The organism is Vogesella sp. AC12, from assembly GCF_024437575.1.
Classification (GTDB): Bacteria; Pseudomonadota; Gammaproteobacteria; order Burkholderiales; family Chromobacteriaceae; genus Vogesella; species Vogesella indigofera.
Window position 1 is genome coordinate 1 of sequence record NZ_JANFNU010000007.1, and the last position, 22,550, is coordinate 22,550.

20 protein-coding genes and 1 pseudogene are annotated in these 22,550 nt (G+C 65.3%); 7 read left to right on the forward strand and 14 right to left on the reverse strand.

Going from position 1 to position 22,550, the window contains the following annotated elements; genetic code table 11:
• Nucleotides 1-379: 379 nt before the first annotated feature.
• Nucleotides 380-1,500 (forward strand): annotated as a pseudogene (locus tag NOM55_RS11665) (IS3 family transposase).
• Between the two features lie 77 nt (nucleotides 1,501-1,577).
• On the opposite strand, the gene NOM55_RS11670 reads toward NOM55_RS11665, so the two are convergent.
• Nucleotides 1,578-2,147 (reverse strand): helix-turn-helix domain-containing protein, encoded by a 570-nt coding sequence (locus NOM55_RS11670; RefSeq protein ID WP_255908697.1) that lies wholly within the window; start codon nucleotides 2,145-2,147, stop codon nucleotides 1,578-1,580.
• A gap of 176 nt (nucleotides 2,148-2,323) precedes the next feature.
• On the opposite strand from NOM55_RS11670, the gene NOM55_RS11675 reads away from it, so the two are divergent.
• Both NOM55_RS11675 and NOM55_RS11680 read left to right on the forward strand, forming a co-directional pair.
• Complete coding sequence (locus NOM55_RS11675; RefSeq protein WP_255908698.1) at nucleotides 2,324-3,559, forward strand: Xaa-Pro peptidase family protein; 1,236 nt, start codon at nucleotides 2,324-2,326, stop codon at nucleotides 3,557-3,559.
• Nucleotides 3,553-4,053, forward strand: a complete 501-nt coding sequence (locus NOM55_RS11680; RefSeq protein ID WP_255908699.1) for a GNAT family N-acetyltransferase — start codon at nucleotides 3,553-3,555, stop codon at nucleotides 4,051-4,053. The genes NOM55_RS11675 and NOM55_RS11680 overlap by 7 nt, the downstream gene beginning before the upstream one ends.
• An 86-nt stretch (nucleotides 4,054-4,139) precedes the next feature.
• Here the strand turns inward: NOM55_RS11680 and NOM55_RS11685 are convergent, their stop codons facing one another.
• The 5 genes from NOM55_RS11685 to trxB all read right to left on the reverse strand — a co-directional run bounded on the left by NOM55_RS11685 (nucleotide 4,140) and on the right by trxB (nucleotide 8,432).
• Entirely contained in the window at nucleotides 4,140-4,886 is a 747-nt protein-coding gene (locus NOM55_RS11685) for an alpha/beta hydrolase (protein ID WP_255908700.1), read from the reverse strand.
• Nucleotides 4,887-4,936: 50 nt separating this feature from the next.
• Nucleotides 4,937-6,340, reverse strand: a complete 1,404-nt coding sequence (locus NOM55_RS11690; RefSeq protein WP_255908701.1) for a PhoH family protein — start codon at nucleotides 6,338-6,340, stop codon at nucleotides 4,937-4,939.
• Between the two features lie 52 nt (nucleotides 6,341-6,392).
• Nucleotides 6,393-6,839: a peroxiredoxin gene (locus tag NOM55_RS11695; RefSeq protein WP_047968290.1), complete on the reverse strand. Its 447-nt coding sequence runs from the start codon at nucleotides 6,837-6,839 to the stop codon at nucleotides 6,393-6,395.
• A gap of 16 nt (nucleotides 6,840-6,855) precedes the next feature.
• Nucleotides 6,856-7,413, reverse strand: coding sequence for a Smr/MutS family protein (locus NOM55_RS11700; RefSeq protein WP_255908702.1), 558 nt, complete (start codon nucleotides 7,411-7,413; stop codon nucleotides 6,856-6,858).
• A gap of 71 nt (nucleotides 7,414-7,484) precedes the next feature.
• Entirely contained in the window at nucleotides 7,485-8,432 is a 948-nt protein-coding gene (gene trxB, locus NOM55_RS11705) for a thioredoxin-disulfide reductase (protein WP_047968288.1), read from the reverse strand.
• Nucleotides 8,433-8,554: 122 nt separating this feature from the next.
• On the opposite strand from trxB, the gene NOM55_RS11710 reads away from it, so the two are divergent.
• On the forward strand, nucleotides 8,555-8,740 hold the full coding sequence (locus NOM55_RS11710) for a putative motility protein (RefSeq protein WP_255908703.1): 186 nt from the start codon (nucleotides 8,555-8,557) through the stop codon (nucleotides 8,738-8,740).
• A gap of 74 nt (nucleotides 8,741-8,814) precedes the next feature.
• Here NOM55_RS11710 and NOM55_RS11715 read toward each other — a convergent pair whose 3' ends face one another.
• The 7 genes from NOM55_RS11715 to glnE form a co-directional block, all read right to left on the reverse strand.
• Complete coding sequence (locus NOM55_RS11715; RefSeq protein WP_047968286.1) at nucleotides 8,815-9,288, reverse strand: hypothetical protein; 474 nt, start codon at nucleotides 9,286-9,288, stop codon at nucleotides 8,815-8,817.
• 25 nt (nucleotides 9,289-9,313) lie between these two features.
• Nucleotides 9,314-9,727, reverse strand: coding sequence for a YbaN family protein (locus NOM55_RS11720; RefSeq protein WP_255908704.1), 414 nt, complete (start codon nucleotides 9,725-9,727; stop codon nucleotides 9,314-9,316).
• Between the two features lie 76 nt (nucleotides 9,728-9,803).
• Nucleotides 9,804-10,385 (reverse strand): TetR/AcrR family transcriptional regulator, encoded by a 582-nt coding sequence (locus NOM55_RS11725; protein WP_255908705.1) that lies wholly within the window; start codon nucleotides 10,383-10,385, stop codon nucleotides 9,804-9,806.
• Nucleotides 10,385-11,437, reverse strand: a complete 1,053-nt coding sequence (gene waaF / locus NOM55_RS11730) for a lipopolysaccharide heptosyltransferase II (protein ID WP_255908706.1) — start codon at nucleotides 11,435-11,437, stop codon at nucleotides 10,385-10,387. The genes NOM55_RS11725 and waaF overlap by 1 nt, the downstream gene beginning before the upstream one ends.
• A gap of 57 nt (nucleotides 11,438-11,494) precedes the next feature.
• Nucleotides 11,495-11,698: a zinc-finger domain-containing protein gene (locus NOM55_RS11735; protein ID WP_255908707.1), complete on the reverse strand. Its 204-nt coding sequence runs from the start codon at nucleotides 11,696-11,698 to the stop codon at nucleotides 11,495-11,497.
• Between the two features lie 48 nt (nucleotides 11,699-11,746).
• Complete coding sequence (locus tag NOM55_RS11740; protein WP_255908708.1) at nucleotides 11,747-12,670, reverse strand: branched-chain amino acid transaminase; 924 nt, start codon at nucleotides 12,668-12,670, stop codon at nucleotides 11,747-11,749.
• A gap of 70 nt (nucleotides 12,671-12,740) precedes the next feature.
• Nucleotides 12,741-15,407 carry a bifunctional [glutamate--ammonia ligase]-adenylyl-L-tyrosine phosphorylase/[glutamate--ammonia-ligase] adenylyltransferase gene (glnE, locus tag NOM55_RS11745; protein ID WP_255908709.1) on the reverse strand — a complete coding sequence of 889 codons (2,667 nt, stop codon included), beginning with the start codon at nucleotides 15,405-15,407 and terminating at the stop codon, nucleotides 12,741-12,743.
• 28 nt (nucleotides 15,408-15,435) lie between these two features.
• Between glnE and NOM55_RS11750 the strand changes: the two genes are divergently transcribed.
• Genes NOM55_RS11750 through tldD form a run of 3 tightly spaced genes read left to right on the forward strand, consistent with a single transcriptional unit; the run spans nucleotide 15,436 to nucleotide 21,584 of the window.
• A complete protein-coding gene (locus NOM55_RS11750) occupies nucleotides 15,436-19,314 on the forward strand; it encodes a YhdP family protein (protein ID WP_255908710.1) in 3,879 nt (1,292 codons plus the stop codon).
• Between the two features lie 9 nt (nucleotides 19,315-19,323).
• Nucleotides 19,324-20,133: a carbon-nitrogen hydrolase family protein gene (locus tag NOM55_RS11755; protein ID WP_255908711.1), complete on the forward strand. Its 810-nt coding sequence runs from the start codon at nucleotides 19,324-19,326 to the stop codon at nucleotides 20,131-20,133.
• Nucleotides 20,134-20,144: 11 nt separating this feature from the next.
• Nucleotides 20,145-21,584: a metalloprotease TldD gene (tldD, locus tag NOM55_RS11760; RefSeq protein ID WP_120809449.1), complete on the forward strand. Its 1,440-nt coding sequence runs from the start codon at nucleotides 20,145-20,147 to the stop codon at nucleotides 21,582-21,584.
• Between the two features lie 132 nt (nucleotides 21,585-21,716).
• Here tldD and NOM55_RS11765 read toward each other — a convergent pair whose 3' ends face one another.
• A complete protein-coding gene (locus NOM55_RS11765) occupies nucleotides 21,717-22,544 on the reverse strand; it encodes a formate/nitrite transporter family protein (RefSeq protein WP_255908713.1) in 828 nt (275 codons plus the stop codon).
• Between the last annotated feature and the right edge of the window lie 6 nt (nucleotides 22,545-22,550).

Genomic DNA, 22,550 nt, shown 5'->3' on the forward strand with positions numbered 1-22,550 from the left:
TGTGAAAGTAGGACACCGCCAGACGCCCCTTAAACAAAGCCCAGCTTGAGACATCAAGCTGGGCTTTGTGCTTTGTGCAACGCAAAGTAGTGTAGATGACACAAGCCCGGCCTGGCGGCCGGGCTTGGCTTTGGGAGGGGCACTACGGCCACGCTTGAGCCCCTGCCGGGATGGTGGCCTGAACGTCGCCGCCGCGCTCAGCGGTTGAACAGTCCCTTGGCGAGGTTCAGCCCTTGCGCCAGCAGGTTGTCGGCGGGCAGCTCGCCACCCGGCGTCAGCTTGTCGATCAGGGTCGGCAGGTGGTCGGCCAGCTGATGCGACAGCTGGCTGCTGTCCAGTCCCAGTTAGAGTCCAATCCACCATGACACGGAGATTGGACATGAAGAAACGTTTCACCGAAGAACAGATCATCGGCTTCCTGCGCGAAGCGAAGGCCGGCATGCCTATTGCCGAATTGTGCCGCAAGCACGCCTTCTCGGAGGCTAGCTACTACCTCTAGCGCAGCAAGTTTGGCGGCATGAATGTCTCGGAAGCCAAGCGTCTCAAGGAGCTTGAAGCCGAGAACGCGCGCCTGAAGAAGCTCTTGGCCGAGACCATGCTTGAGAACGAAATTGCCAAAGAGGCCCTGCGAAAAAAATGGTGAGCGCACCGTCACGGTGGGAGCTGGTGCGCCACCTGCTCGGCAAGGGGCTCAGCGAGCGTCGATCGCTGCGCCTGGCCGGCATCAGTCCCAGTTCATTCCGCTACCAGCCCGCCACCGACCGCAATGCCGCCTTGAAAGCGAAGATCATCGCGCTCGCGCAACGTCACCGGCGTTACGGCGCCGGCATGATCTATCTGAAGCTGCGGCAGAGTGGCATGGCGGTCAATCACAAGCGGGTGGATCGCTTCTATGCCGAGGCGGGTCTGCAAATTCGCAAGCGGAAGCGCAAGAAGGTGCCGGTGGCAGACCGGCACCCGCTGGCCCGTCCCTTGGCCGCCTATCAGGTCTGGTCGATGGACTTCGTGTTCGACCGAACGGCAGAGGGGCGTGTCATCAAGAGTTTGACCGTGGTCGATGATGCCACCCACGAGGCGGTCGCGATTGTGCCGGAGCGCGCGATGGGTGGCCTGCATCTGACGCGCGTCCTCGACCAGCTGGCGAGGACACGCGGCTTGCCCAAAGCGATCAGGACCGATAACGGCAAGGAGTTCTGCAGCCGAGCCATGCTCACCTGGGCACATGCTCGTGGCGTTCAGCTCTTCCTCATCGAGCCGGGCAAGCCCAATCAGAACGCCTACATCGAATCGTTTAACGGGCGCTTCCGGGATGAGTGCCTGAACGAACACTGGTTCACCAGTCTGCGCCATGCCCAGGTCGTCATCGAAGCCTGGCGAAGGGAATACAACAATGAAAGACCCAAGAAAGCGCTTGGCGGTTTGACGCCGGCGGCCTACGCCAAATCACTCACCGAGAAATCAGCTAAAGTAACCTCGGACGCTACAGCCCTCTGCTACTGAAAATAGGGGGCGTCGGGCAAGTCACCGGTTGGGTGTGTACCTATATTGAGATGTGCTGAATACGCTCCGGGACTGGTTTAGTCGTACTGCTTGTCGTCATCGTCAAACAATTGCAACGTGCCGACCGAAATCACCTCGGTGCTGCTGTCGCTATCGTTGTGGATGGCGTGCTTCTGCTGCGGATCAAAGTGCAGCGAATCGCCGACGGCCAGCACATAGTCACGGCCGTTGACCTGATAGGTGACGGTACCACTCAGCACATAGACAAATTCATCGCCGCTGTGGGCAACTACCTCCGAGCGATAGCCGGGGGGAAGTGTCAGCTTGACGGCATTCAGCACGCTGCCGCTATAGGTGGTGGTCAGTCGTTCGTAGCGTTGCGGCATGTTGGCGACGGTATAGCTCTGGCGCTGGCCTTCGTGCGAGTCGGGGGCGTCCTGGCGCGGGGATTCGAACAGCTCACTCACTGCCACGCCGAGGGCCTGGGCGATGTTGGCCAGTGACGACAGCGACAGGCCGGTGATGTCGCGCTCTGCCTGGGACAGGAAGCCGGCCGACAAGCCGGCTTCTTTGGCTACCTGGACCAGGGTCTTGCCGCTGGCGCGCCGGTAGCGGCGCAGGCGCTGGCCGAGAGTTTCCTCTGACATGGGGGCGGGTTCCTGATGGTGAGGACTGATTGTACGTGAGAATCATTGCCTTGCTGAACAGTAAAATTTTAGTGTGACTAAAAAATACTTGACCCTGTGGTGGCGCAGTCATAGATTGCTGCTTTGGTGTGGGCTGGTGACAGGCCAGCAGTGATGAACCGGAGCGGGAGCAGGCGATGACGATAGGCGTGGGTGGGGTGAGCAAGGAGCAGGCGCTGGCTGGCTTGCAGGACATGACGCAGGGCGCGCAGCCGATCGGGCTGGACGAATACCGTGTACGGCTGGCCAAGGCGCAGGCGTATATGCAGGCCAACGGCATCGCGGCGCTGTATCTGAATGCGGGAACCAGCCTCAACTACTTTACCGGCCTGAAATGGTATGCCAGCGAGCGCATGGTGGGGGCGATCCTGCCGGCGCATGGCGCGCTGGAATTCATCGCGCCCTGGTTCGAGGTCGGCACGCTGCACGACTACATGCAGCTGCAGGGCGAGGTGAACGCCTGGCACGAACACGAAAGCCCGTATGCGCTGTTTGTGGCGACGCTGGCGCGGTTGGGGATTGCGGCCAACCTTGAACAGCCGCCGCGCATCGGCATCGACGAAAGTGCGGCGTTCTTCATCGCCGACGGTATCCGCCAGCATGCCACCGGCTACCAGCTGGTCAATGCCCGCGAGGTGACCGCACACTGTCGCATGCGCAAGTCGCCGGAGGAAATCGCGCTGATGCAGCGTGCCAAGGACATGACGCGGGCGGTGCACCAGGCCACGGCCGGCATCCTGCATGAGGGCATCACCACCACCGAGGTCGAAGCGTTCATCGCCGAGGCGCACCGTCGTGTCGGTGCCGCCGGTTCCTACTTCTGCATCGTGCTGTTCGGTGAGGCGACCGCCTATCCGCACGGGGTCAAGAATCCGCAGGTGCTGAAGCAGGGTGACATGGTGCTGATCGATACTGGCTGCACCCTGCACGGCTATATTTCCGACATCACCCGTACCTATGTGTTTGGCGAGCCGGATGCGCGCCAGCGCGAGGTGTGGCGGGCGGAAAAGGCGGCACAGGCGGCGGCCTTCGCGGCGGCGCAGCTGGGCACGCCGTGTGGCGAGGTCGATCTGGCCGCGCGCCGGCAATTGCAGGCCGACGGCTTCGGCCCCGGCTACGCGCTGCCGGGTTTGCCGCACCGTACCGGCCACGGTATCGGCATGGACATCCACGAATGGCCGTATCTGGTGTCCAGCGACCGCACGCCGCTGGAAGTCGGCATGTGCTTCAGCAACGAGCCGATGATCTGCATCCCTGGTGAGTTCGGCGTGCGACTGGAGGACCACTTCTACATGACGGAGCAGGGGCCGCGCTGGTTTACCCAGCCCAGCCACAGCATCGACGATCCGTTCGGCCTGGCGGTTGCATGCTGATCGCGGAGACGGCGCGGCTGCAGCTGCGTGAGCTGACGCTGGAGGATGCCGAATTCGTGCTGGCGGCACTGAACGACCCCGACTTCGTGCGCAAGGTGATCGATCGCGGTGTGCGCACGCTGGACGACGCCCGCCGCTACCTGCAGGAAGGGCCGCTGGCGGCCTACGCGCAGCATGGCCATGCGTTGTGGTGCGTGGTGCGCAAGTCCGATGGTGCGCTGATGGGCTTGTGCGGCATCATCCGCCGCGAGGGTCTACCGGATCCGGATGTCGGTTACACCTTTCTGCCGCCATATCGCGGCCAGGGCTACGCGCGCGAAGCGGCGCAGGCCAGCCTCGACTACGGTCGCAATGTGCTGCGCCTGCCGCGCATCACCGCCATTGTCGATGCGGCCAACGCAGGCTCGATCCGGGTGCTGGAGGCGATCGGCCTGCGTCACGAGGGCGAGCTGTTCTTCGGTGAGGCGCAGGCAGTCAAATTGCTGTATGCCTGAGCGGGTGGGCAGCTTGTTTTTCTGAAGAGAGATCGCCCGAATGGAAGCCGAAAAGGTTGGCCGCAGTAATGCGGCCAACCTTTCTGTCATTCGAGGGGGGTACGTGCCAGCCACGCCTCAATCCGTTGCGCGCACTGCTCCCAGCGATTGTCCAGCATCATCATGTGGCCGATGTGCGGCAGGATTTTCGGCGTACTGCCGAAGCGTGTCGCGGTCTCGGTGACGTCTTCTGGTGAGATCAGCTGGTCCGCCGCCGCGCCCAGCACCAGGTTGGGCAGTGGGGCGATGCGGCGCTGCAGGAGTGGCGGCACCAGGGTCATGTCCATGATCGCGCGCTGGCTTTCGGTCTGGCTGTGGTGCGCCACCCAGTCCACCGCGGCGAGGTCGGCGTCGTCAGAAAACAGCATGTGCCGCAGTTCGTTCAGCTCCGGCTGGTAATTGCCCTGCTGGAACAGGTTCAGTTGCATGAACAGCTCCGGCGCCTGGGTCATCAGCCGCATGCTGGAACCGGCGAGGCCGCTTGGCGGCACCGAGGCCAGCAGTACGGCGCCGGGCAGGTCGTGGCGGGTCAGGTATTGCTGCAGCACAAAGCCGCCCATGGAGTGGGCGATCACGATCGGCGGGCGCGGCAGTTGCCGGATCGCCTGCTGCAGGTTACCGACGTAGTCATCGATGCTGATGGCGGCGAGGTAGGCGTGGCCGTCGCTGTCGCCGTGTCCCTCGAAGCTCAGCGCCCAGCAGTCGTAACCGCGCGCGCTGAACCAGGGCATGAAGTGTTGCTGCCAGCAGCTGGCGCTACTGAAAGCGCCGTGAACAAAAAGCAGGGGGGGCATCGTCGATGTCGCCCCTGCTGCCGGGGTGTGGATCAGTTCAAGTTTGATGGTCAAAGGACTTCCGCTGCGTGGTCTGCCAGGCGCGAGCGTTCGCCGCGCTGCAAGGTAATGTGGCCGGAGTGTTCCCAGCCTTTGAAACGATCAACGACGTAGCTGATGCCGGAACTGCCTTCGGTCAGGTACGGAGTGTCGATCTGACTGATGTTGCCGAGGCAGACCACCTTGGTGCCGGGGCCGGCACGGGTGATCAGCGTTTTCATCTGTTTCGGCGTCAGGTTCTGCGCTTCATCGATGATCAGGTATTTGTTGAGGAAGGTACGGCCGCGCATGAAGTTGAGCGACTTGACCTTGATGCGCGAGCGGATCAGGTCGCGGGTGGCGGCGCGCCCCCAGTCGCCACCGTCATCCTCGCTCTTGTTGAGCACGTCGAGGTTGTCTTCCAGTGCGCCCATCCATGGCAGCATCTTTTCCTCTTCGGTGCCGGGCAAAAAGCCGATGTCCTCGCCGACCGGCACGGTGACGCGGGTCATGATGATCTCGCTGTACAGCTTCTGCTCCAGCGTCAGCGCCAGGCCCGCGGCCAAGGTGAGCAGGGTCTTGCCGGTGCCGGCCTGGCCGAGCAGGGTGACGAAGTCGATATCCGGGTTCATCAGCAGGTTTAGCGCGAAATTCTGTTCGCGGTTGCGCGCGACGATGCCCCACACATTGTTCTTCTGGTGGCTGTAGTCCTTCAGTGTCTCCAGCACCGCTTCCTTGCCGTCGAGGCGTAGCACCCGTGCCTGCATCGGCTGCTCGCCTTCCTGCCACAGCAGCTGGTTCAGCAGCAGCTTGGGGGCATCCGGGCCCTTGAACTGGTAGTAGGTGCGGCCGCCTTCCTGCCACGATTTCAGATCCCGGCCGTTGCGCTCCCAGAAGTCGACGTCTATCTCGCGGGTGCCGCCGTACAACAGGTCGGTGTCTTCCAGTACCTTGTCGTTGAAGTAGTCCTCGGCGTCCAGTCCCAGTGCGCGTGCCTTGATGCGCATATTGATGTCTTTCGACACCAGGATGGCCGGGCGGCTGGTGTCCGCCTGCTTCAGCGCCATCACGATGCCGAGGATCTGGTTGTCGGCCTTGCCGACCGGCAGCGAGGAGGGCAGCACCGCGTGCAGTGCTTCGGTCTGCAGGCGCAGCTTGCCGCTGGCGGCGTCGCGGCTGGGGGCTTTCAGTGAAATGCCGTCCTCGATGTCGTTGGTGCTGCTGCTGACGATTTCGTCGAGAAAGCGGCTGGCTTGCCGGGCGTTGCGCGCCACTTCCGACATGCCTTTCTTGTGGGTGTCCAGCTCCTCGAGGGTGATGATGGGAATGAACACGTCGTGCTCTTCGAAGCGGAACAGGCAGGTCGGGTCATGCAGCAGGACGTTGGTGTCGAGGACGAACAGTTTGCAGACGTTGCTCTTGCTGTGGCTTGCCATGAGAAAGACCCCCTTGTTGAAGCGGGGTCCGGCAGGGTGCCGGACCTGGCGCTTAAAGCGACTTGACGAACGTCAGCACTTCTTCGGCGTGTCCGGGGACTTTCAGTCCGCGCCATTCGCGCAGGATGTCGCCATCGCTATTGATGACAAAAGTGCTGCGTTCTATCCCTCTCACCTGTTTGCCGTACATGTTTTTCAGTTTCATGACACCGAACAGGTTACATACAGTTTCGTCCGGATCGCTGATCAATTCAAATGGCAATTCGTGCTTGACCCTGAAATTCTCGTGCGATTTCAGGCTGTCGCGCGATACGCCGAGGATACGGGCGCCGGCGGCCAGGAATTGCGGATGCAAATCGCGAAAGGCCATCGCCTCGTTGGTGCAGCCAGGGGTGTTGTCCTTCGGGTAGAAGTACAGCACGGTCAGCCCTTGCGGCAGGGTGACGCTCTCGCCGCTGGTGGCGGCGGCGGTGAAGGGGGTGATGCGGGTGGTGTCCATGGTGGTGTCCTCGGGTTTAGCCGTGCGGGCGGCGCAGCAGGGCCAGTACCGCGCCACTGCCGCCTTGTTCGATACGGGTTTCGCAGAAAGCCAGTACATCCGGGTGGTGGCTGAGCCAGGCTCTGACCATCTTCGGCAGCACCGGTTCGCCCGGTGAGCTGAGTCCCTTGCCGTGAATCACCCGCACGCACTGGCCCAGGTGGCGGGCACGATGCAGGAATACGGTCAGCTGCTCATGCGCGGCAAAGCGGTCCAGTCCGTGCAGGTCCAGCTCGGCGCAGACGGGCCAATGCCCGGCGCGCAGTTTCTTCAGGGTGTTGCTCGGCGTGCCGGGACTGCGGTGCTGACTGTCGATCTGTGCAGGCTCGAACCAGCCTATCATCTGGGTGAACAGCGCCTGCTCTGCTTGCGGCGTCAGTGGTGTCTGGCTGGCGCGATGTTGCGGCAGGGGGCGCGGCTTGGGTAGTGGCGGGGTGTGGCAGACGCGGCCATCCTGCTTGAGCGGGCGCACGTCCCGCATCAGCTGGCGGAAGTCAGGCTCGGGCTCAGGGTTGGCCGCAACGGCAACAGGCAAGACCCTCGCGGGTCTTGCCTGTGCTTTGACTGGCTTGAGTTGCTCCTTGAGCGACTTCAATGCAGCCGGGCTCAGTGATCCAGGAAGCGCTCGGCATCCAGGGCTGCCTGGCAGCCGGATGCGGCGCTGGTGATCGCCTGGCGGTAGATGTGGTCCTGCACGTCGCCGGCGGCAAACACACCCGGTACGCTGGTGGCGGTGGCATTGCCGTCACGGCCGCCGCGGGTCACGATGTAGCCGGTCTCGTCCAGCTCCAGCTGGCCCTTGAAGATGTCGGTGTTCGGCTTGTGGCCGATGGCGATGAATACGCCCATCAGCTTGAGGTCTTCGCTGCTGCCGTCGTTGAACTTCAGGCGGGCGCCGGTCACGCCGCTGTCGTCACCCAGCACTTCGTCCAGATTGGCGTTCAGCTTCAGGCTGATCTTGCCCTCGGCCACGCGCGCGTTCAGCTTGTCGATCATGATCTTTTCGGCGCGGAAGGTGTCGCGGCGATGGATCAGGGTAACGTGCTTGGCGATGTTGGCCAGGTACAGCGCTTCTTCTACGGCGGTATCGCCACCGCCGACCACGGCGACATCCTGGTTGCGATAGAAGAAACCGTCGCAGGTGGCGCAGGCGGACACGCCCTTGCCGGAGAAGGTCTGTTCCGATGGCAGGCCGAGGTATTTGGCCGAGGCGCCGGTGGAAATGATCAGCGCGTCGCAGGTGTATTCACCGGAATCGCCGATCAGGCGGAATGGTCTTTCATCCAGCTTGGCGGTGTGGATGTGATCGAAGATCATTTCGGTGCCGAAACGCTCGGCGTGCTGCTGGAAGCGCTGCATCAGCTCCGGGCCCTGCACGCCAGCCACATCGGCAGGCCAGTTGTCGACATCGGTGGTGGTCATCAGTTGACCGCCCTGGGCCATGCCGGTGATCAGAACCGGTTTCAGGTTGGCGCGGGCAGCATAGACGGCGGCGGTGTAGCCGGCAGGACCGGAACCGAGGATAAGCAGAGGGCAGTGACGGGTTTGGCTCATGTTTGTCTTTTTCCTGTCTGGCAGAGACGATAGTGCGTATTCTATCAGGAATGGATGACAATTCTGATTGAGTGTTTCAACGCGGCGGATAGTTTACGGTAATCGTCGCTCGGGGGATGGTGATGGCGGCAGTTTCGGCGGCAGCAGACAATCAGGTGGCGCAAGTGGCGCAAATCCTGATGCTGAAGAAAACGATGGAGGTCAGCGAGAGTGCGGCGCTGGCCTTGCTGGCTACGGCAACGGATGTCGCCGCGCCACAGGGCAACAATCCGCCGCATCTGGGTAACCGTATCGACGTGCAGGCCTGATGCCTCGGCTGATGCGGCAATAAAGAAACGGGAGCCTTGGCTCCCGTTTCTTTTTGTGTGCGTGATGACTTGGCTCAGGCTTCGGTGCGGATGCGTGTGCTGCTGCTGGCATCCTGCAGCAAGGACTGGCTGACCTGGTATTGGGTGATGGCCTGTTGCGAGGCATTGACGGGCACGCGGGCTTCTGCCGGGACCGTGCGTTCGGTGCTGGCAGCCGGTGTGGGCTGCTCCGCAGTGTCGCGGCGCGCTTGCGGCTCGTTCAGTCGGTTGCCAGGGCTGCGTTCGCTGGCGGCGAGCGTGGTGTTCGGCTCTGGCTGGTTGACGCGGCGCGAGTCGAGCAACTGGGCCTGGAGTGCCTGTTCGGTGTTGCTGACGGCCTGGCTGGGACGGGCGGTGGGCAGCGTGCTGGCGGCAACCGCTTCGGCGGCCGGCGCGGGCGCCAGCTGGCTTTCCTGTTGCTGTTCCTGCTGCAGGCGACGCTGTTCCGCAGCTTCGCGCAGTATGCTGGCGCTGCTGCTGGCTGATGCGGCGGAATTAATGGCATCCATGCGGGGTCTCCGTCACGACAAAGGACTATGATTTGCTGTCAAGCATAGCACAACATGCTGATGTTGCTGGAATTGTCGGCAGCCGCCACATCCACAGGCTGAGTGCCGCCCACACCAGTAACAGCAGGGCGGTAAGCCAGGGTTGCTGCAGCGTGGCATAGACGCTGAAGCTGAATGACAGGGCGACGGTGCCCAGCGCCACAGCCTTGGTTCTGACGGACATGCCGTGGTAGCGCTGCCACTGTAGCAGTGGCGGACCGAGCCGCGGATGGTGGTGTAGCCAGTGCAGCAGCGCCGGACTGCTGCGGCCGAAGCAGGCGGCGGCCATTAGCACGAAGACGGTGGTCGGCATCACCGGGAGCAGCGCGCCGATCAGGGCCAGCAGCAGGCACAGCCAGCCGGCTACCAGCCACAGCATTCTTTGCAACCGCAGTTTCATGTGGCGATCCCGAAGAGGTCCTGCCTTGATTCAATGCCATCCGCGCACCATTTGCAAGTGCGTGGCGGCCCCGGTTTCAGGCGATGACGGTCAGCTCCAGCATGCGGTCGGCCAGTTCGGCGACGGAGAGTTCGCCGTTGCCGTGATACCACTGTACCGTCCAGTGCAGGCTGCCCAGCAGGGTGCGGCGCAGCAGGCGGGTATCCGGCTTGACCAGACCGGCGGCGGCGGCTTCGTCCAGTGCATCCTGCCACAGCGCTTCGTAGCGGTCGCGCAGCACGATCAGGCCGGGCTTGGCGGCGGCGGAGACGCTGCGCCATTCGTAGAGCATTACTTCCAGCGCGGCCTGGTTGTCGCCGAGCAGCGAGTGCAGGTGGACGTGGAACAGTGCCGCCAGCTTTTCGCGCGGCGTCTTGGCGCGGGACAGCGCTGCAGCCAACTGTTCGGTGGTGGCGGTGATGCCCAGCGCCATGACCGCGACCAGAATCTCTTCCTTGGTGCGGAAGTGGTAGAACAGGCTGCCGGATTGCAGGCCGACGGCATTGCCCAGGTCGCGCACGGTGGTGCGCTCGTAGCCCTGGTCGCGGAACAGGCGGGCGGCGGCGCGCACCAGCTCCATGCGGCGGCTGTTGTCTTCGGAGGCGTTTTCTTTGCTCATTACGGTGTCGCCGTTTCTTGTGTGGGGCAGGATGGCCGGATGTCCAGCTGCTTCAGGCAGGCCTGCAGTACCCGTTCCGGCAGCATGTCTTCCAGGCAGCGCATGTGCTGGTACGGGCAGGTGCGCTCGAAGCAGGGGCTGCAGTCCAGATTGAGGTTGACGATTTCGGCGTGGTCGCTGAGCGGTGGCGTGAAGTCCGGGCTGGACGAGCCGTAGAGGGCCACCAGCGGAATGTGCAGGGCGGCAGCGACGTGCATCAGGCCGGAGTCGTTGCATACCGCCAGCCTGGCCAGCGCCATCAGGTCGATGGCTTCGTCGAGACCGGTCTTGCCGCACAGGTTGAGCGCCTTGCCTTGCGCCAGCTTGCTGATTTCCTCGCCGATGTCCTGGTCCTTGGCCGAGCCGAACAGCCACACCTGGTAGCCGCGGCTGTCGAGTGCCGCCGCCAGGGCGGCAAAGTGGCGCGACGGCCAACGCTTGGCCGGGCCGTATTCGGCACCGGGGCACATCGCGACCACCGGCTTGTCCAGCGACAGGCCGAGGCGCGCGGCGACGGCCTGCTGGGCGGCCGGTTGCGAGCGGAGACTGGGGTGCGGAATCGGGCGGTGCAGCGCGTGGCGCGGCTCCTCGGCCAGGATGCAGAAGCGCTCGACCATGGTCGGCAGCTCTTGCTCGTTCAACTCACGGGTGTCGTTGAGCAAGCCATAGCGCAGCTCGCCGGTAAAACCGGTGCGCAGCGGAATGCCGGCCAGGAACGGGATCAGCGCAGCCTTGAGCGAATTGGGCAGCACCACCACCTGGTCGAAACCTTCGCGGTGCAGTGCGCGCGCCACGCGCCAGCGCTCGCGCAGGCGCAGTTGGCCATGCCCGAACGGGTTGAGGTGCGCCTTGGCCACTTCCGGCATCCGTGCCAGCAGCGGCAGGGTCCAGGCGGGGGCGAAGACGTGCAGTTCCAGGCCGGGGTGGCGCTCGTGCAGGCGACGGTACAGCGGCTGCGCCATCACGCCGTCACCTACCCAGGAAGGGCCGATTACCAGTAGCTTTTTGATCATGTATCAAGCAAAAAAGGTGCAGCGCAAGCCGCACCTTTGTCCATTGGGCAGGAAGGCTTAGTGGTGGCCGCTAACCGGGCCGGTCAGCTTGTAGTGGGTGCCGCAGTACGGGCACAGGGCCTCGCCGCTGTTTTTCACGATCGGCAGGAATACGCGCGGGTGCGAGTTCCACTTCAGCATTTCCGGGGTCGGGCAGTGCAGCGGCAGGTCTTTTGCCGTGACTTCGATAAAGCGAGCGGTGTTTTCTTTCAGTTCTGCCATGTTCAGTACTTTCTTGTGTGCCCCTTGCCGGGGCGGCTAGCCAATGGGTTAATCGAGGTAGGTGAGCCAGTGTTGCTTGCCGGCGTCCAGACCCTTGACGCAATCGAAGTAGCGCTTCTGGATCTCGGTGGTGATCGGGCCGCGCTTGCCTTCGCCGATGCTGCGGCGATCCAGCTCGCGGATCGGGGTCACTTCGGCGGCGGTGCCGGTGAAGAATGCTTCGTCGGCGGTATAGACTTCGTCGCGGGTGATGCGTTTTTCGATGATCTGCAACCCCATCTCCTGCGCCAGCTGCACCACGGTGTCGCGGGTGATGCCTTCCAGTGCGGAGGTCAGGTCCGGGGTGTACAGCTTGTTCTTGCGGACGATGAAGATGTTCTCGCCGGAGCCTTCGGCCACGAAGCCGTCCACGTCCAGCAACAGTGCCTCGTCGTAACCGTCTGCCGTCGCCTCGTTGTTGGCGAGGATGGAGTTCATGTAGTTGCCGTTCGCCTTCGCCTTGCACATGGTGATGTTGACGTGGTGGCGGGTGAACGAGCTTGTCTTGACGCGGATGCCTTGCTCCAGGCCTTCCTCGCCGAGGTAGGCGCCCCACGGCCAGGCGGCGACGATGACCTGCACGTCGTCCTTTTTCGGCGCGATGCCGAGCTTGCCGGAGCCGTAAAACGCCATCGGGCGGAAGTAGCAGGACTTGAGCTGGTTGGCGCGCACCACGTCGATGTGCGCCTGGTTGATCTGTTCCTTGCTGAACGGCAGGTCCATGCCGAGGATCTTGGCGGAGCGGAACAGGCGGTCGGTATGGTCCTGCAGACGGAAGATGGCCGGACCCTTCGGTGTTTCGTAGGCGCGCACGCCTTCGAACACGCCCATGCCGTAGTGCAGGGTGTGGGTCAGCACGTGGGTGGTGGCGTTGCGCCAGTCAACCAGTTGTCCGTCGTACCAGATAAAACCGTCGCGATCTGCCATCGACATGATGAATTCTCCGCTGTAGTCCTGTTTTTAATGTGGCGCAATTATAGCGCCGAGTGTTGCGCTTGTGTTTTCAAGCTTCATCCTGCAGTGCGCACTGCCATAGCGCACGCACATGGCGGTAGTCTTCCTGCGGGATGTCGTCGGTGATCTGGCTGTCATTGAGCCGCGCCGCGTGCTGCAGTCGCCGGTAGTGGCGATAGGCGCTCTGCCCCTGATTGGCCAGCTCGGCCGGAATCAGGCCAACGTTGGCCGCAGCGCCGAGCAGGGCAATGTTGCCGCTGTTGCGGGTTAGCTCCGGGTACTGGCTGGCGTGCGCCAGGATCAGGAACTGGGTGATGAACTCGACATCGACGATGCCGCCGCGCGCATGCTTGACGTCGGCGTCGCGGGCCGGGTGGCTTTCCAGCATCTTGGCACGCATTGCCAGCACCTCGTCGCGCAGCTGGCCGATGTCGCGCGGCAGGGTCAGCACCTGATGGCGGATGGCCTCGAATTGCTGGCCGATCGCCGCGTCGCCGCAGACGAAGCGGGCGCGGGTCAGCGCCTGGTGCTCCCACAGCCAGGCATCCTTCTGCTGGTACTGGCGGAAGGCGTCGACGGTGCTGACCAAGAGGCCGCTGGTGCCGTTGGGGCGCAGGCGCAGGTCTATGTCGTACAGCGAGCCGGCGGCGGTGACGCTGGTCAGCCAGGTGGTCAGCTTGCGTGCCAGCCGCGAGTACAGCTCGGCGGCGTCCGGGTGGTCATCGTCGTAGAGGAAGATCACGTCGAGGTCGGAGGCGTAGCCCAGCTCCTTGCCCCCCAGCTTGCCGTAACCGATGATGCTGAAGCGTGGCACCTCGCAGTGGCGCTTGGGCAGGTCCAGCCAGGCGTGGCGCAGCGTGGCGTCCAGCACCATGTCGGCCAGCGCCGACAGCTCGTCGGACAATGCTTCCAGTGTCCACATCCCGGCCAGATCCTGCGCTACCAGGCGGAAGGTCTGCGCGTGCTGGAAGTGGCGCAGGGTGTCCATCTGCGCCTCGACGTCGCCCTGGCAGTCGGCCAGCTGCTGTTCCAGCTGCGCCGCCAGCTGCGGCCAGTCCGGGCTGGCGTACAGCACGCGCGCATCCAGCAGCTCGTCGAGCAGGATCGGGTGGCGGTTGAGGTAGGCCGATACCCAGGCGCTGGCCGAGTACAGCGACGCCAGCCGCTGCAGCGTCTGCGGATACTCCTGCAGCAGCGACAGGTAGGAGGCGCGGCGGCTGATGCTTTCCAGTAGCGTCAGGATGCGCGACAGCGTCAGGTCCGGGTTGTCGAAACCGGCGGCGACCTCGATCAGCGGCGGGATCAGCGCGTCCAGCTTCTTGCGGCTGCTGTCCGGCATCTGCTGGTAACGCTGGCTGGCGGCGAGGCTGCGCAGCTGGCGCTGCACGTCGGCGGCGTCGTGGTAGCCGAGCTGCTGCAGCGTGGCGCTGATGTCGTTGTCGGCCAGCTCCTGCCACAGCGCCTGCAGCGGATGCGCGGCGGCGCCTTCGGTCGGCAGGAAGAACACCTGCTCGAAGTGGCGGGTGACGCGGCGGCGGTGCTGGTTGAGCGCATCGAGGAAGCCGTGCCAGTCGGCAAAGCCCATGCTGGCGGCGATGCGCTGCCGGTTGTCCTCGCTGCTCGGCAGGTTTTGCGTCTGCTGGTCGTCGAGGTACTGCAGCCGGTGTTCCAGATTGCGCAAAAAGGTATACGCCTCCAGCAGTTCGCTGACCGTTTCCGGCTCCAGCAGGCGCAATTCGGCCAGCACGGCGTAGGTGTCGCGCGTGCTGCGCAGTTGCAGGCGGCGCTCGCGGCCGCCGCGGATCAGCTGGAACACCTGGGCGATGAATTCCACCTCGCGGATGCCGCCCGGCCCCAGCTTGATGTTTTCCGCCATGTCGCGGCGCGCCACCTCGCGGCGGATCTGCGCGTGCAGCTCGCGCATCGCGCCGTAGGCACCGTAATCCATGTACTTGCGGTACACGAAGGGGCGCACCAGCTGCGACAGGTAGCTGTCGTCGCCGCTCATCACCCGCGCCTTGATCCAAGCGTAGCGTTCCCACTCGCGGCCCTGGCTCAACAGGTAGTTTTCCAGCCCCGCCAGGCTCATCACCAGCGGGCCGGAATCGCCGTACGGGCGCAGGCGCATGTCGACGCGGAACACCTGGCCGTCGTAGGTGAGGTCGTTGATGGCGCGGATCAGCTCCTTGCCGAGACGGGTGAAGTATTCGTGGTTGGAGGTCTTGCGCTGGCCGTTGGTGTCGCCGTCTTCCGGATAGATGAAGATCAGGTCGATGTCGGAGGACACGTTCAGTTCGAAGCCGCCCAGCTTGCCCATACCGATCACGATCAGCTGCTGCACCTCGCCGCTTTCCTCGCCGATCGGGTCGCCGAACTGCGCCAGGCTGCGCCGTGCCACCGGCAGCGCCTGTTGCACGGCAAAGTCGGCCAGCGCGCTGATGGTGGTGACGACTTCGTGCAGGTCGGCCAGGCCGGCGTGGTCGCGGGTGATCAGCCGTGCCATCACCGCGGCGCGCAGCTGGCGCAGCGCCGGCATCAGCGTGTCGATGCTGTCGAAAGCCGGCCAGTCGGCGAACGCCGTCATCTCCGCCAAGTCAAAACAGTGATCCAGCCTGGCGGCCAACCTTTCGAATTGTTCGGGACGGGCGCCCAGCAGGCGGTCGAGGTAATAACTGAATGCGCGCGCGGAGGCGATGGCGGCGGTATTTGCTGGCATAATGCGCTTTCAACGCTATGACGAAATCGTGACTGACCATTCTACCCCCACTTCCCCGTCCGATGTAACGCCGCCTGACCGCAGCTGGCGCATCCTGCGGACTGCCCGTCGCATCCTGCGTGCCGCCGCCTGGTTACTGGCCGCGGTACTGCTGCTGCTGGCCGTTTCCTTTCTGAGTTTCCGCTTCATCCTGCTGCCGAACCTCGACCGCTTGCGCCCGTATCTGGAGCAGTCGCTGGGTGAGGCCAGCGGCATGGCGATCAAGGTTGGCCGCATCGACGGCGAATGGCTGTGGTGGGCGCCGGTGCTGACTCTGCGCGACGTGCAGGTGCGGCCGGTGTCGCGCGCCAGCGCCATCCGCCTGTCGCGGGTGGAGATGATTCCGGCGTGGAAAAGCTGGCTCTATCTCGAACCGCGGCTGGCCAGCCTGCAGCTGGACGATTTGCAGCTGGCGCTGCAGCGCGACCGCCAGGGACGGCTGAGCCTGAACGGCATCGCGCTGTCCGGTGGCAAGGGCGACAACCGGCTGCTGGACTGGCTGCTGCGCCAGGACAGCATCACGCTGAGCCTGAAACAGCTGAGCTGGCACGACCAGCTGCTGGCCTTGCCGGAGCTGCGGCTGGAAGGGCTGACCCTGCAGCTGCAGGACAACTGGCGCGGCCATCGCCTGCAACTGCACGGCCGGCCGGACAGCCCGCTGCTGCCGGGGCTGCTGCTGGACGCCGGCTGGCAGGGCGGTGCCGTTGCCGACTGGCGGCAATGGCAGGGTGAACTGACGCTGGCGGCCGGCAGCGGCGAGCTGTCGCTGCTCAAGCGCTACTGGCCGACGGCGCCGTTTGCCGGCCAGGGGCGTGCCAGTTCGCGGCTGACGGCGGCGTTTGCCGAAGGCCGCATCACCGCGCTGCAGGGCCGCTGGCAGGTGGATGACGTGTCGCTGGCACTGCAGCGGCGCGATCTGCCCTTGCCGCGGCTGGCGGGCGAGCTGGACTACCGCAGTGCGGCAGCGGGCGAGCACCAGCTGCAGGCCAGCCATCTGACGCTGTCCGGCGAGTTTGGCCCGCTGCTGCGCGACGCGACGGTCGATGCCAAGTGGCACGAGCAGCGCGGCGGCCGCGTGCAGTTGTCCGGGGTGTCGCTGGCGGGGCTGTGGCCTGTGCTGCAGCAACGCATCAGCGCGCTGCGCGAACTGCCGCTGACGGCGCTCGATGGCGAGCTGCGCAACACCAGCTGGCAGTGGCAGGGGCCGTGGCGGGCGCCGCGCGATTACCGGTTGAGCACGGCCTTCCGCCAGTTGCGGCCAACCTTGAGCACCAGCCCGACCGTGCAGGGCGGCGTCAACGGCGAGCTGAAGCTGGCGCGTGATGGCGGCGAGCTGTCGCTATCCGGGCAGGGGCTGACGCTGGCGTGGCCGCAGCAATTGGCCGAGCCGCTGGCATTGCAGCAGCTGGCCGGCCAGCTGCGCTGGCAGCGGCAGGGTCAGGGCTGGCAGTTCACGCTGCCGGCGCTGCGCCTGCAAACGCCTGACCTGAAAGCGGAGCTGAGCGGCGACGGGCAACTGCCGGCGCAGGGCGCGCTGCAGGGCCGGCTGGACGTCCGCGTGCCACAGGTGGCGGTGGCTCGCGTCAGTCGCTATCTGCCGGCGGTGATCGGCCGCAGCACGCTGGACTGGCTGGACATGGCGCTGGTCGGCGGTACGGCGCGCAATGTGACGGCACGGGTGGAGGGCGATTTCAGCCGCTTCCCGTTCGGCAACGATGCCGGCGGCCGCTTCGATGTCGATGCCGAGGTGGCTGGCGGCGTGTTGCGCTTTGATCGTGCCTGGCCGGATATCACCGCCATCGACGGCAAGTTCGCGATGCGCAACGACCACGTGCTGGTCGACGCCGCCACGGCGCGTACCGCCGGCGTGGCGCTGCAGGCGGTCAAGGTGCGCCTGCCGGACCTGATGACGCAGCCGGCACGCCTGCTGATCGATGGCCAGGCGCGCGGCGCCCTGCCGCAGATGCTGGCCTACACCCGCAGCAGCCCGGTGGACGGCTGGCTGGGCGGTTTCCTGTCGACCATCGACAGCCAGGGCGAGGCCGCACTGAAACTGGGGCTGGACATTCCGCTGTCGGCGCTGCTGCAGAGCAAGGTGCGCGGCGAGGTGAGCCTGCCCGGCAATAGTCTGCAGTTCCGCCAGCTGCCGCTGCCGCCGTTGCAGGAAGTGCGCGGCGTGCTGCAGTTCAACGAGCGCGGCGTGAGCTCACCGGGCATCGGCTTTGCCGCCTTTGGCGGGCAGGGGCGGCTGACCTCGACCCAGCGCCGTGACGACGTGATGCAGTTTGCGGTGCAGGGCGACGCCGCCATCACCCCGGTGCTGCAGCAGTATGTGCCGCTGCTGTCGCCGCTGGTGTCTGGCCGCACGCCGTACCAGGCCAATTTTGACATCAGCAATAATCTCGATGACCTGCAGCTGCTGCTGAGCCTGCGCGGGGTGGCGATCCAGGCGCCGGCGCCGCTGGCCAAGCCGGCCGACGCCGAATGGCCGCTACAGCTGCGCTTGCGGCCAACCTTGCAGGGCTGGCAGCTGGCCTGGCAGCAGCAGGAACGGGCGCAGGGCACGGTGACGCTGGATAGCCACGGCAATCTGCGTGGCGTCGGGGTTGGTGTCGGCGCCGAGGTGCCGGCCAGCCCGCAACAGATCGGCATCGCCATCCGCCAGCCGCAGCTGGACCTGCTGCCGTGGCTGGGCGTGGTGCAGCAGCTCGGTACGGTCATCAGTACGGGCGGCGGCACGGCGGAGGGCGCCGGCCTGCCGCTGCAACTGCAGCTGGCGACGCCGCTGTTGCAACTGGGCAGTTACCGGCTGCACGACGTCGACAGCCGTCTCGACTGGCGCGGTGGTGATGCGCCGCTGCAGCTGCAGCTGGACAGTCGCGAGGCCGCCGGCCAGCTGCGCTACCGCGCGGCCGACGGCGGGCGGGTGCAGGCAGAGTTGTCGCGGCTGACGCTGCCGTTGCAGGAAGACAGCGCCGCGGTGGCCGCCGGTGGCAGCAGTGCCGGGACGCTGCTGGCCGATGTCAGCGTGCCGGCGCTGGAGCTGGCGGTGGCGCAGCTGTTCTGGGAGCAGCACCAGCTCGGCCAGCTGACGTTGCTGGCCCAGCCGCGCGGTGAGCAGTGGCAACTGGACAAGGTCACGCTGCAGATGCCGGAAGGGCGCATGCAGGTCACCGGCGTGGCGCCGCGCGAGGGTAGCCGCCAGCCGCAGACGCGGGTCGATGTCGCCTTCGATACCGAGAATGCCGGCGGCGTGCTGACCCGTTTCGGCATCGCCGATGCGCTGTACGGTGGCCGCGGACGGCTGGACGGCCAGCTGACGTGGCCGGGCCGCCTGCACGATTTCGAGCTGGCACGGCTTGGCGGCCAGCTGCGGCTGGACGTGCGCGACGGCCGCTTTGCCCAGGTCAATCCCGGCGTGGCGCGCTTGCTGGGCATCCTCAGCCTGCAGTCGCTGTCGCGCCGCATCCGGCTGGATTTCACCGACGTGTTCAGCAGCGGCTTCGCCTTTGATGCCATCACCGGCAGCGCCATCGTCCGCGACGGGGTGTTTGCCTCCGACGATGTGCGCATGACCGGGCCGGCGGCGCAGGTCACCCTGCGCGGCGAGGCCGACCTGCCGCGCAACCAGCAGAACGTGCGCGCCCGCATCACGCCGCACATTTCCGAGAGCGTGTCGCTGCTGGCCGGCGCCACGCTGGTCAACCCGCTGCTGGGAGCGGCGACGCTGCTGACGCAAAAAATATTGCAAGACCCGATTAATCAGGTATTTTCTTTTGAATACCAGATCAGCGGCAGCCTGACCGATCCGCAGGTCAGCAAGGTGGGGGAGAATGTCACCCCCGTGCCGCCGGCCAAGACGCCCTGAGGACCACAGATGAAGACAGCTTTCAAGGTCGCCGCCATCCAGATGGTGTCCACCACCCAGCCGCAACAAAACCTCGACACCGCCGCCCGCCTGGTGGCGCAGGCGGCCGCTGACGGCGCGCAACTGGTGGTGCTGCCGGAGTATTTCTGCCTGATGGGGCGCGAAGAAGGCGACAAGGTGCGCATTCGCGAGCCGTTCGGTGACGGGCCGATCCAGCAGCAGCTGGCGGCGATGGCGCGCGACAACAAGGTGTGGCTGGTCGGTGGCACCCTGCCGCTGGCTTGCGACGACGAGCACAAGGTGTTGAACAGCCTGCTGCTGTACGCGCCGGACGGTAGCGTGCACAGCCGCTACGACAAGATCCACCTGTTCGGCTTCACCGGCAACGGCGAGCGCTACTGCGAATCGGACAGCATCGTCGCCGGCAGCCAGCCGCTGCGTGCGGAAACGCCGCTGGCCGACATCGCCTTCGGCATCTGCTACGACCTGCGCTTTCCCGAGCTGTTCCGCCAGATGGCGCCGTTCGACCTGCTGGTGTTGCCGGCGGCATTCACCGCGCAGACCGGCGAAGCACACTGGGAAGTGCTGCTGCGCGCCCGTGCCATCGAGAACCAGTGCTACGTGCTGGCCTCGGCGCAGGGCGGCAGTCACGAAAATGGCCGCAAGACGCACGGCCAGAGCCTCATCATCGATCCGTGGGGACGCATCGTCGCCCAGCTGGACAAGGGCGAGGGCGTGGTCATCGCCGAGATCGACCCCGAAATCATCAACTCGGTGCGCACCCGGCTACCGGCGCTGTCGCACCGCGTTTTTTCCTGAAAGCAAAAGTCATGAGCAACGCCATTTCCATCGCAGACAGCCTGCTGCTGGCGCCATACGGCGTCAACGAACAGGTGATCGAGGCCACCCTCGGCCGCATGCTGCAGCATCAGGTCGACTATGCCGACCTGTATTTCCAGTACACGCGCAGCGAAGGCTGGAGCCTGGAAGAGGGCATCGTCAAGGCCGGCAGCTTCAGCATCGACCAGGGTGTCGGCGTGCGCGCGGTATCCGGTGACAAGACCGCGTTTGCCTACTCCGACGACATCAGCGCCTTCGCGCTGGGCGAGGCCGCCGATGCGGTGCGCGCCATCGGCGCCGTCGGCGGCCACGGCAATGCCGGCGCGGTGGCACTGCGCCGCGGCAGCGGCCTGTATCCGGCGATCGACCCGGTCGGCAGCCTGCCGGCCGAGGCCAAGGTGTCGATCCTGGAGCGCATCGAGCGGCTGGCACGCGCCATCGACCCGCGCGTGATCCAGGTGATGGCAGGGTTGGCCGCAGAGTACGACGTGGTCTACGTCGCGCGCCATGACGGCGTGCGCGCCGCCGACGTGCGGCCGCTGGTGCGCATCTCGGTGACGGTGATCGCGGAGCAGGACGGCCGTCGCGAGATGGGCAGCAGTGGCGGCGGTGGCCGTTACGACCTGACGCAGTTTACCGATGCGGTGATCGAGCACCACGCGCAGAAGGCGGTGCAACAGGCGCTGGTCAACCTGGAAGCGCGGCCGGCACCGGCCGGGCAGATGACGGTGGTGCTCGGCTCCGGCTGGCCGGGGGTGCTGCTGCACGAGGCCATCGGTCACGGTCTGGAAGGCGACTTCAACCGCAAGGGCACCTCGGCGTTTTCCGGCATGATCGGCCAGCGCGTGGCCGCCGCCGGCGTCACCGTGGTCGATGACGGCACGCTGTCGGCACGCCGCGGCTCGCTGTCGATCGACGACGAAGGCAACGCCACCAACCGCACCATGCTGATCGAGGACGGCATCCTCAAGGGCTATATGCAGGACGCGATGAACTCGCGGCTGATGGGGGTGGCGCCGACCGGCAACGGTCGTCGCGAGTCCTACGCCCACATCCCGATGCCGCGGATGACCAATACCTACATGCTCGGCGGCGACAAGGCGCCGGAAGAGATCATCGCCTCGGTCAAGGACGGCATCTATGCGGCCAACTTCGGCGGCGGCCAGGTCGACATCACCAGCGGCAAGTTCGTGTTCTCCGCTTCCGAGGCGTGGCGCATCGAGAACGGCAAGCTGACCTATCCGGTGAAGGGCGCCACCCTGATCGGCAACGGCCCGGACGTGCTCGGCTACGTGTCGATGATCGGCAACGATCTGGCGCTGGACGAGGGCGTCGGTGTCTGCGGCAAGGAAGGCCAGAGCGTGCCGGTCGGCGTCGGTCAGCCGACGCTGCGCATCGACGGCGGCCTCACCGTCGGCGGCACCGCCTGACAAGGTTGGCCGCAAGCGTGCGGCACGTAGTCAAAACGCCATCGCTCTGCGATGGCGTTTTGCTTTTGTAGCGGGTGTTGCCGGGTAACGCTGGCGCCAGATCATGGCGGCGGATCGCGGTCGACCGGCGCGCTACGCTGCCGGCGGCGGCAGGCCTCGGCGGTAGATCAGGTGGTAGACCAGCGCCACCAGCACGCTGCCGCCGAGGATGTTGCCGGCGATCACCGCCGCCAGATTGCGCAAGAGGCCGGCCACGCCCAGTGCCGGCGATACCAGCGCCGGCGGCACGCTGTCCTGCAGCAGCATCGCCAGCGGGATCAGATACATATTGGCGATGCTGTGCTCGAAGCCGGCGGCGACAAAGGCCGAAATCGGGAACACGACGGCAACGAACTTGTCGGTGACGCTGCGCCCGGCCATCGCCATCCACACCGCCATGCACACCAGGATATTGCACAGCACCCCCTTCCAGAACAGCACGGCCAACGGTGCCGCGCACTTGGCGCCGGCCAGCGTGACCACCAGCACCGCCACGCGGCCATCGTTCATCGCCGGGTGGCCGGACAGCCACACCAGCAGCGCCATGCCGGCGGCGCCGGCAAAGTTGGCCGTACACACCACCAGCCAGTTGCGCAGCAGTGCGTAGCTGCTGATGCGGCCATCGGCCCAGGCCATCATCAGCAGATTGTTGCCGGTAAACAGCTCGGCCCCGGCCACCACCACCAGCAACAGACCCAAGGAAAACACCACGCCGCCCAGTACGCGGCTGGCGGCAAAGCCCAGCGTGTCGTCGCTCACGACCAGCACGAAATACAGCGCCCCCAGCGAGATGAAGGCGCCGGCCAGCATGCCCAGCAGCACCATCTGCAGCAATGGCAGCCGTGCCTTGCTGACGCCGACCTGCTCGATCTTCTCGGCGATCTGCGCCGGCGAGAAGGCATCAAAACCGTACAGCGCCATGGCCGT

Excerpts from the sequence above, each read along its gene's own strand:
- NOM55_RS11735 (WP_255908707.1), bottom strand. The coding sequence starts at position 11,698 with ATGGCAGAACTGAAAGAAAACACCGCTCGCTTTATCGAAGTCACGGCA.
- NOM55_RS11715 (WP_047968286.1), bottom strand. The coding sequence starts at position 9,288 with ATGGATGCCATTAATTCCGCCGCATCAGCCAGCAGCAGCGCCAGCATA.
- NOM55_RS11675 (WP_255908698.1), top strand. The coding sequence starts at position 2,324 with ATGACGATAGGCGTGGGTGGGGTGAGCAAGGAGCAGGCGCTGGCTGGC.
- NOM55_RS11765 (WP_255908713.1), bottom strand. The coding sequence starts at position 22,544 with ATGGCGCTGTACGGTTTTGATGCCTTCTCGCCGGCGCAGATCGCCGAG.
- waaF (WP_255908706.1), bottom strand. The coding sequence starts at position 11,437 with ATGATCAAAAAGCTACTGGTAATCGGCCCTTCCTGGGTAGGTGACGGC.
- NOM55_RS11695 (WP_047968290.1), bottom strand. The coding sequence starts at position 6,839 with ATGGACACCACCCGCATCACCCCCTTCACCGCCGCCGCCACCAGCGGC.
- NOM55_RS11710 (WP_255908703.1), top strand. The coding sequence starts at position 8,555 with ATGGCGGCAGTTTCGGCGGCAGCAGACAATCAGGTGGCGCAAGTGGCG.
- NOM55_RS11670 (WP_255908697.1), bottom strand. The coding sequence starts at position 2,147 with ATGTCAGAGGAAACTCTCGGCCAGCGCCTGCGCCGCTACCGGCGCGCC.
- tldD (WP_120809449.1), top strand. The coding sequence starts at position 20,145 with ATGAGCAACGCCATTTCCATCGCAGACAGCCTGCTGCTGGCGCCATAC.
- NOM55_RS11720 (WP_255908704.1), bottom strand. The coding sequence starts at position 9,727 with ATGAAACTGCGGTTGCAAAGAATGCTGTGGCTGGTAGCCGGCTGGCTG.
- NOM55_RS11680 (WP_255908699.1), top strand. The coding sequence starts at position 3,553 with ATGCTGATCGCGGAGACGGCGCGGCTGCAGCTGCGTGAGCTGACGCTG.
- NOM55_RS11690 (WP_255908701.1), bottom strand. The coding sequence starts at position 6,340 with ATGGCAAGCCACAGCAAGAGCAACGTCTGCAAACTGTTCGTCCTCGAC.
- glnE (WP_255908709.1), bottom strand. The coding sequence starts at position 15,407 with ATGCCAGCAAATACCGCCGCCATCGCCTCCGCGCGCGCATTCAGTTAT.
- NOM55_RS11755 (WP_255908711.1), top strand. The coding sequence starts at position 19,324 with ATGAAGACAGCTTTCAAGGTCGCCGCCATCCAGATGGTGTCCACCACC.
- NOM55_RS11725 (WP_255908705.1), bottom strand. The coding sequence starts at position 10,385 with ATGAGCAAAGAAAACGCCTCCGAAGACAACAGCCGCCGCATGGAGCTG.
- NOM55_RS11685 (WP_255908700.1), bottom strand. The coding sequence starts at position 4,886 with ATGCCCCCCCTGCTTTTTGTTCACGGCGCTTTCAGTAGCGCCAGCTGC.
- trxB (WP_047968288.1), bottom strand. The coding sequence starts at position 8,432 with ATGAGCCAAACCCGTCACTGCCCTCTGCTTATCCTCGGTTCCGGTCCT.
- NOM55_RS11740 (WP_255908708.1), bottom strand. The coding sequence starts at position 12,670 with ATGTCGATGGCAGATCGCGACGGTTTTATCTGGTACGACGGACAACTG.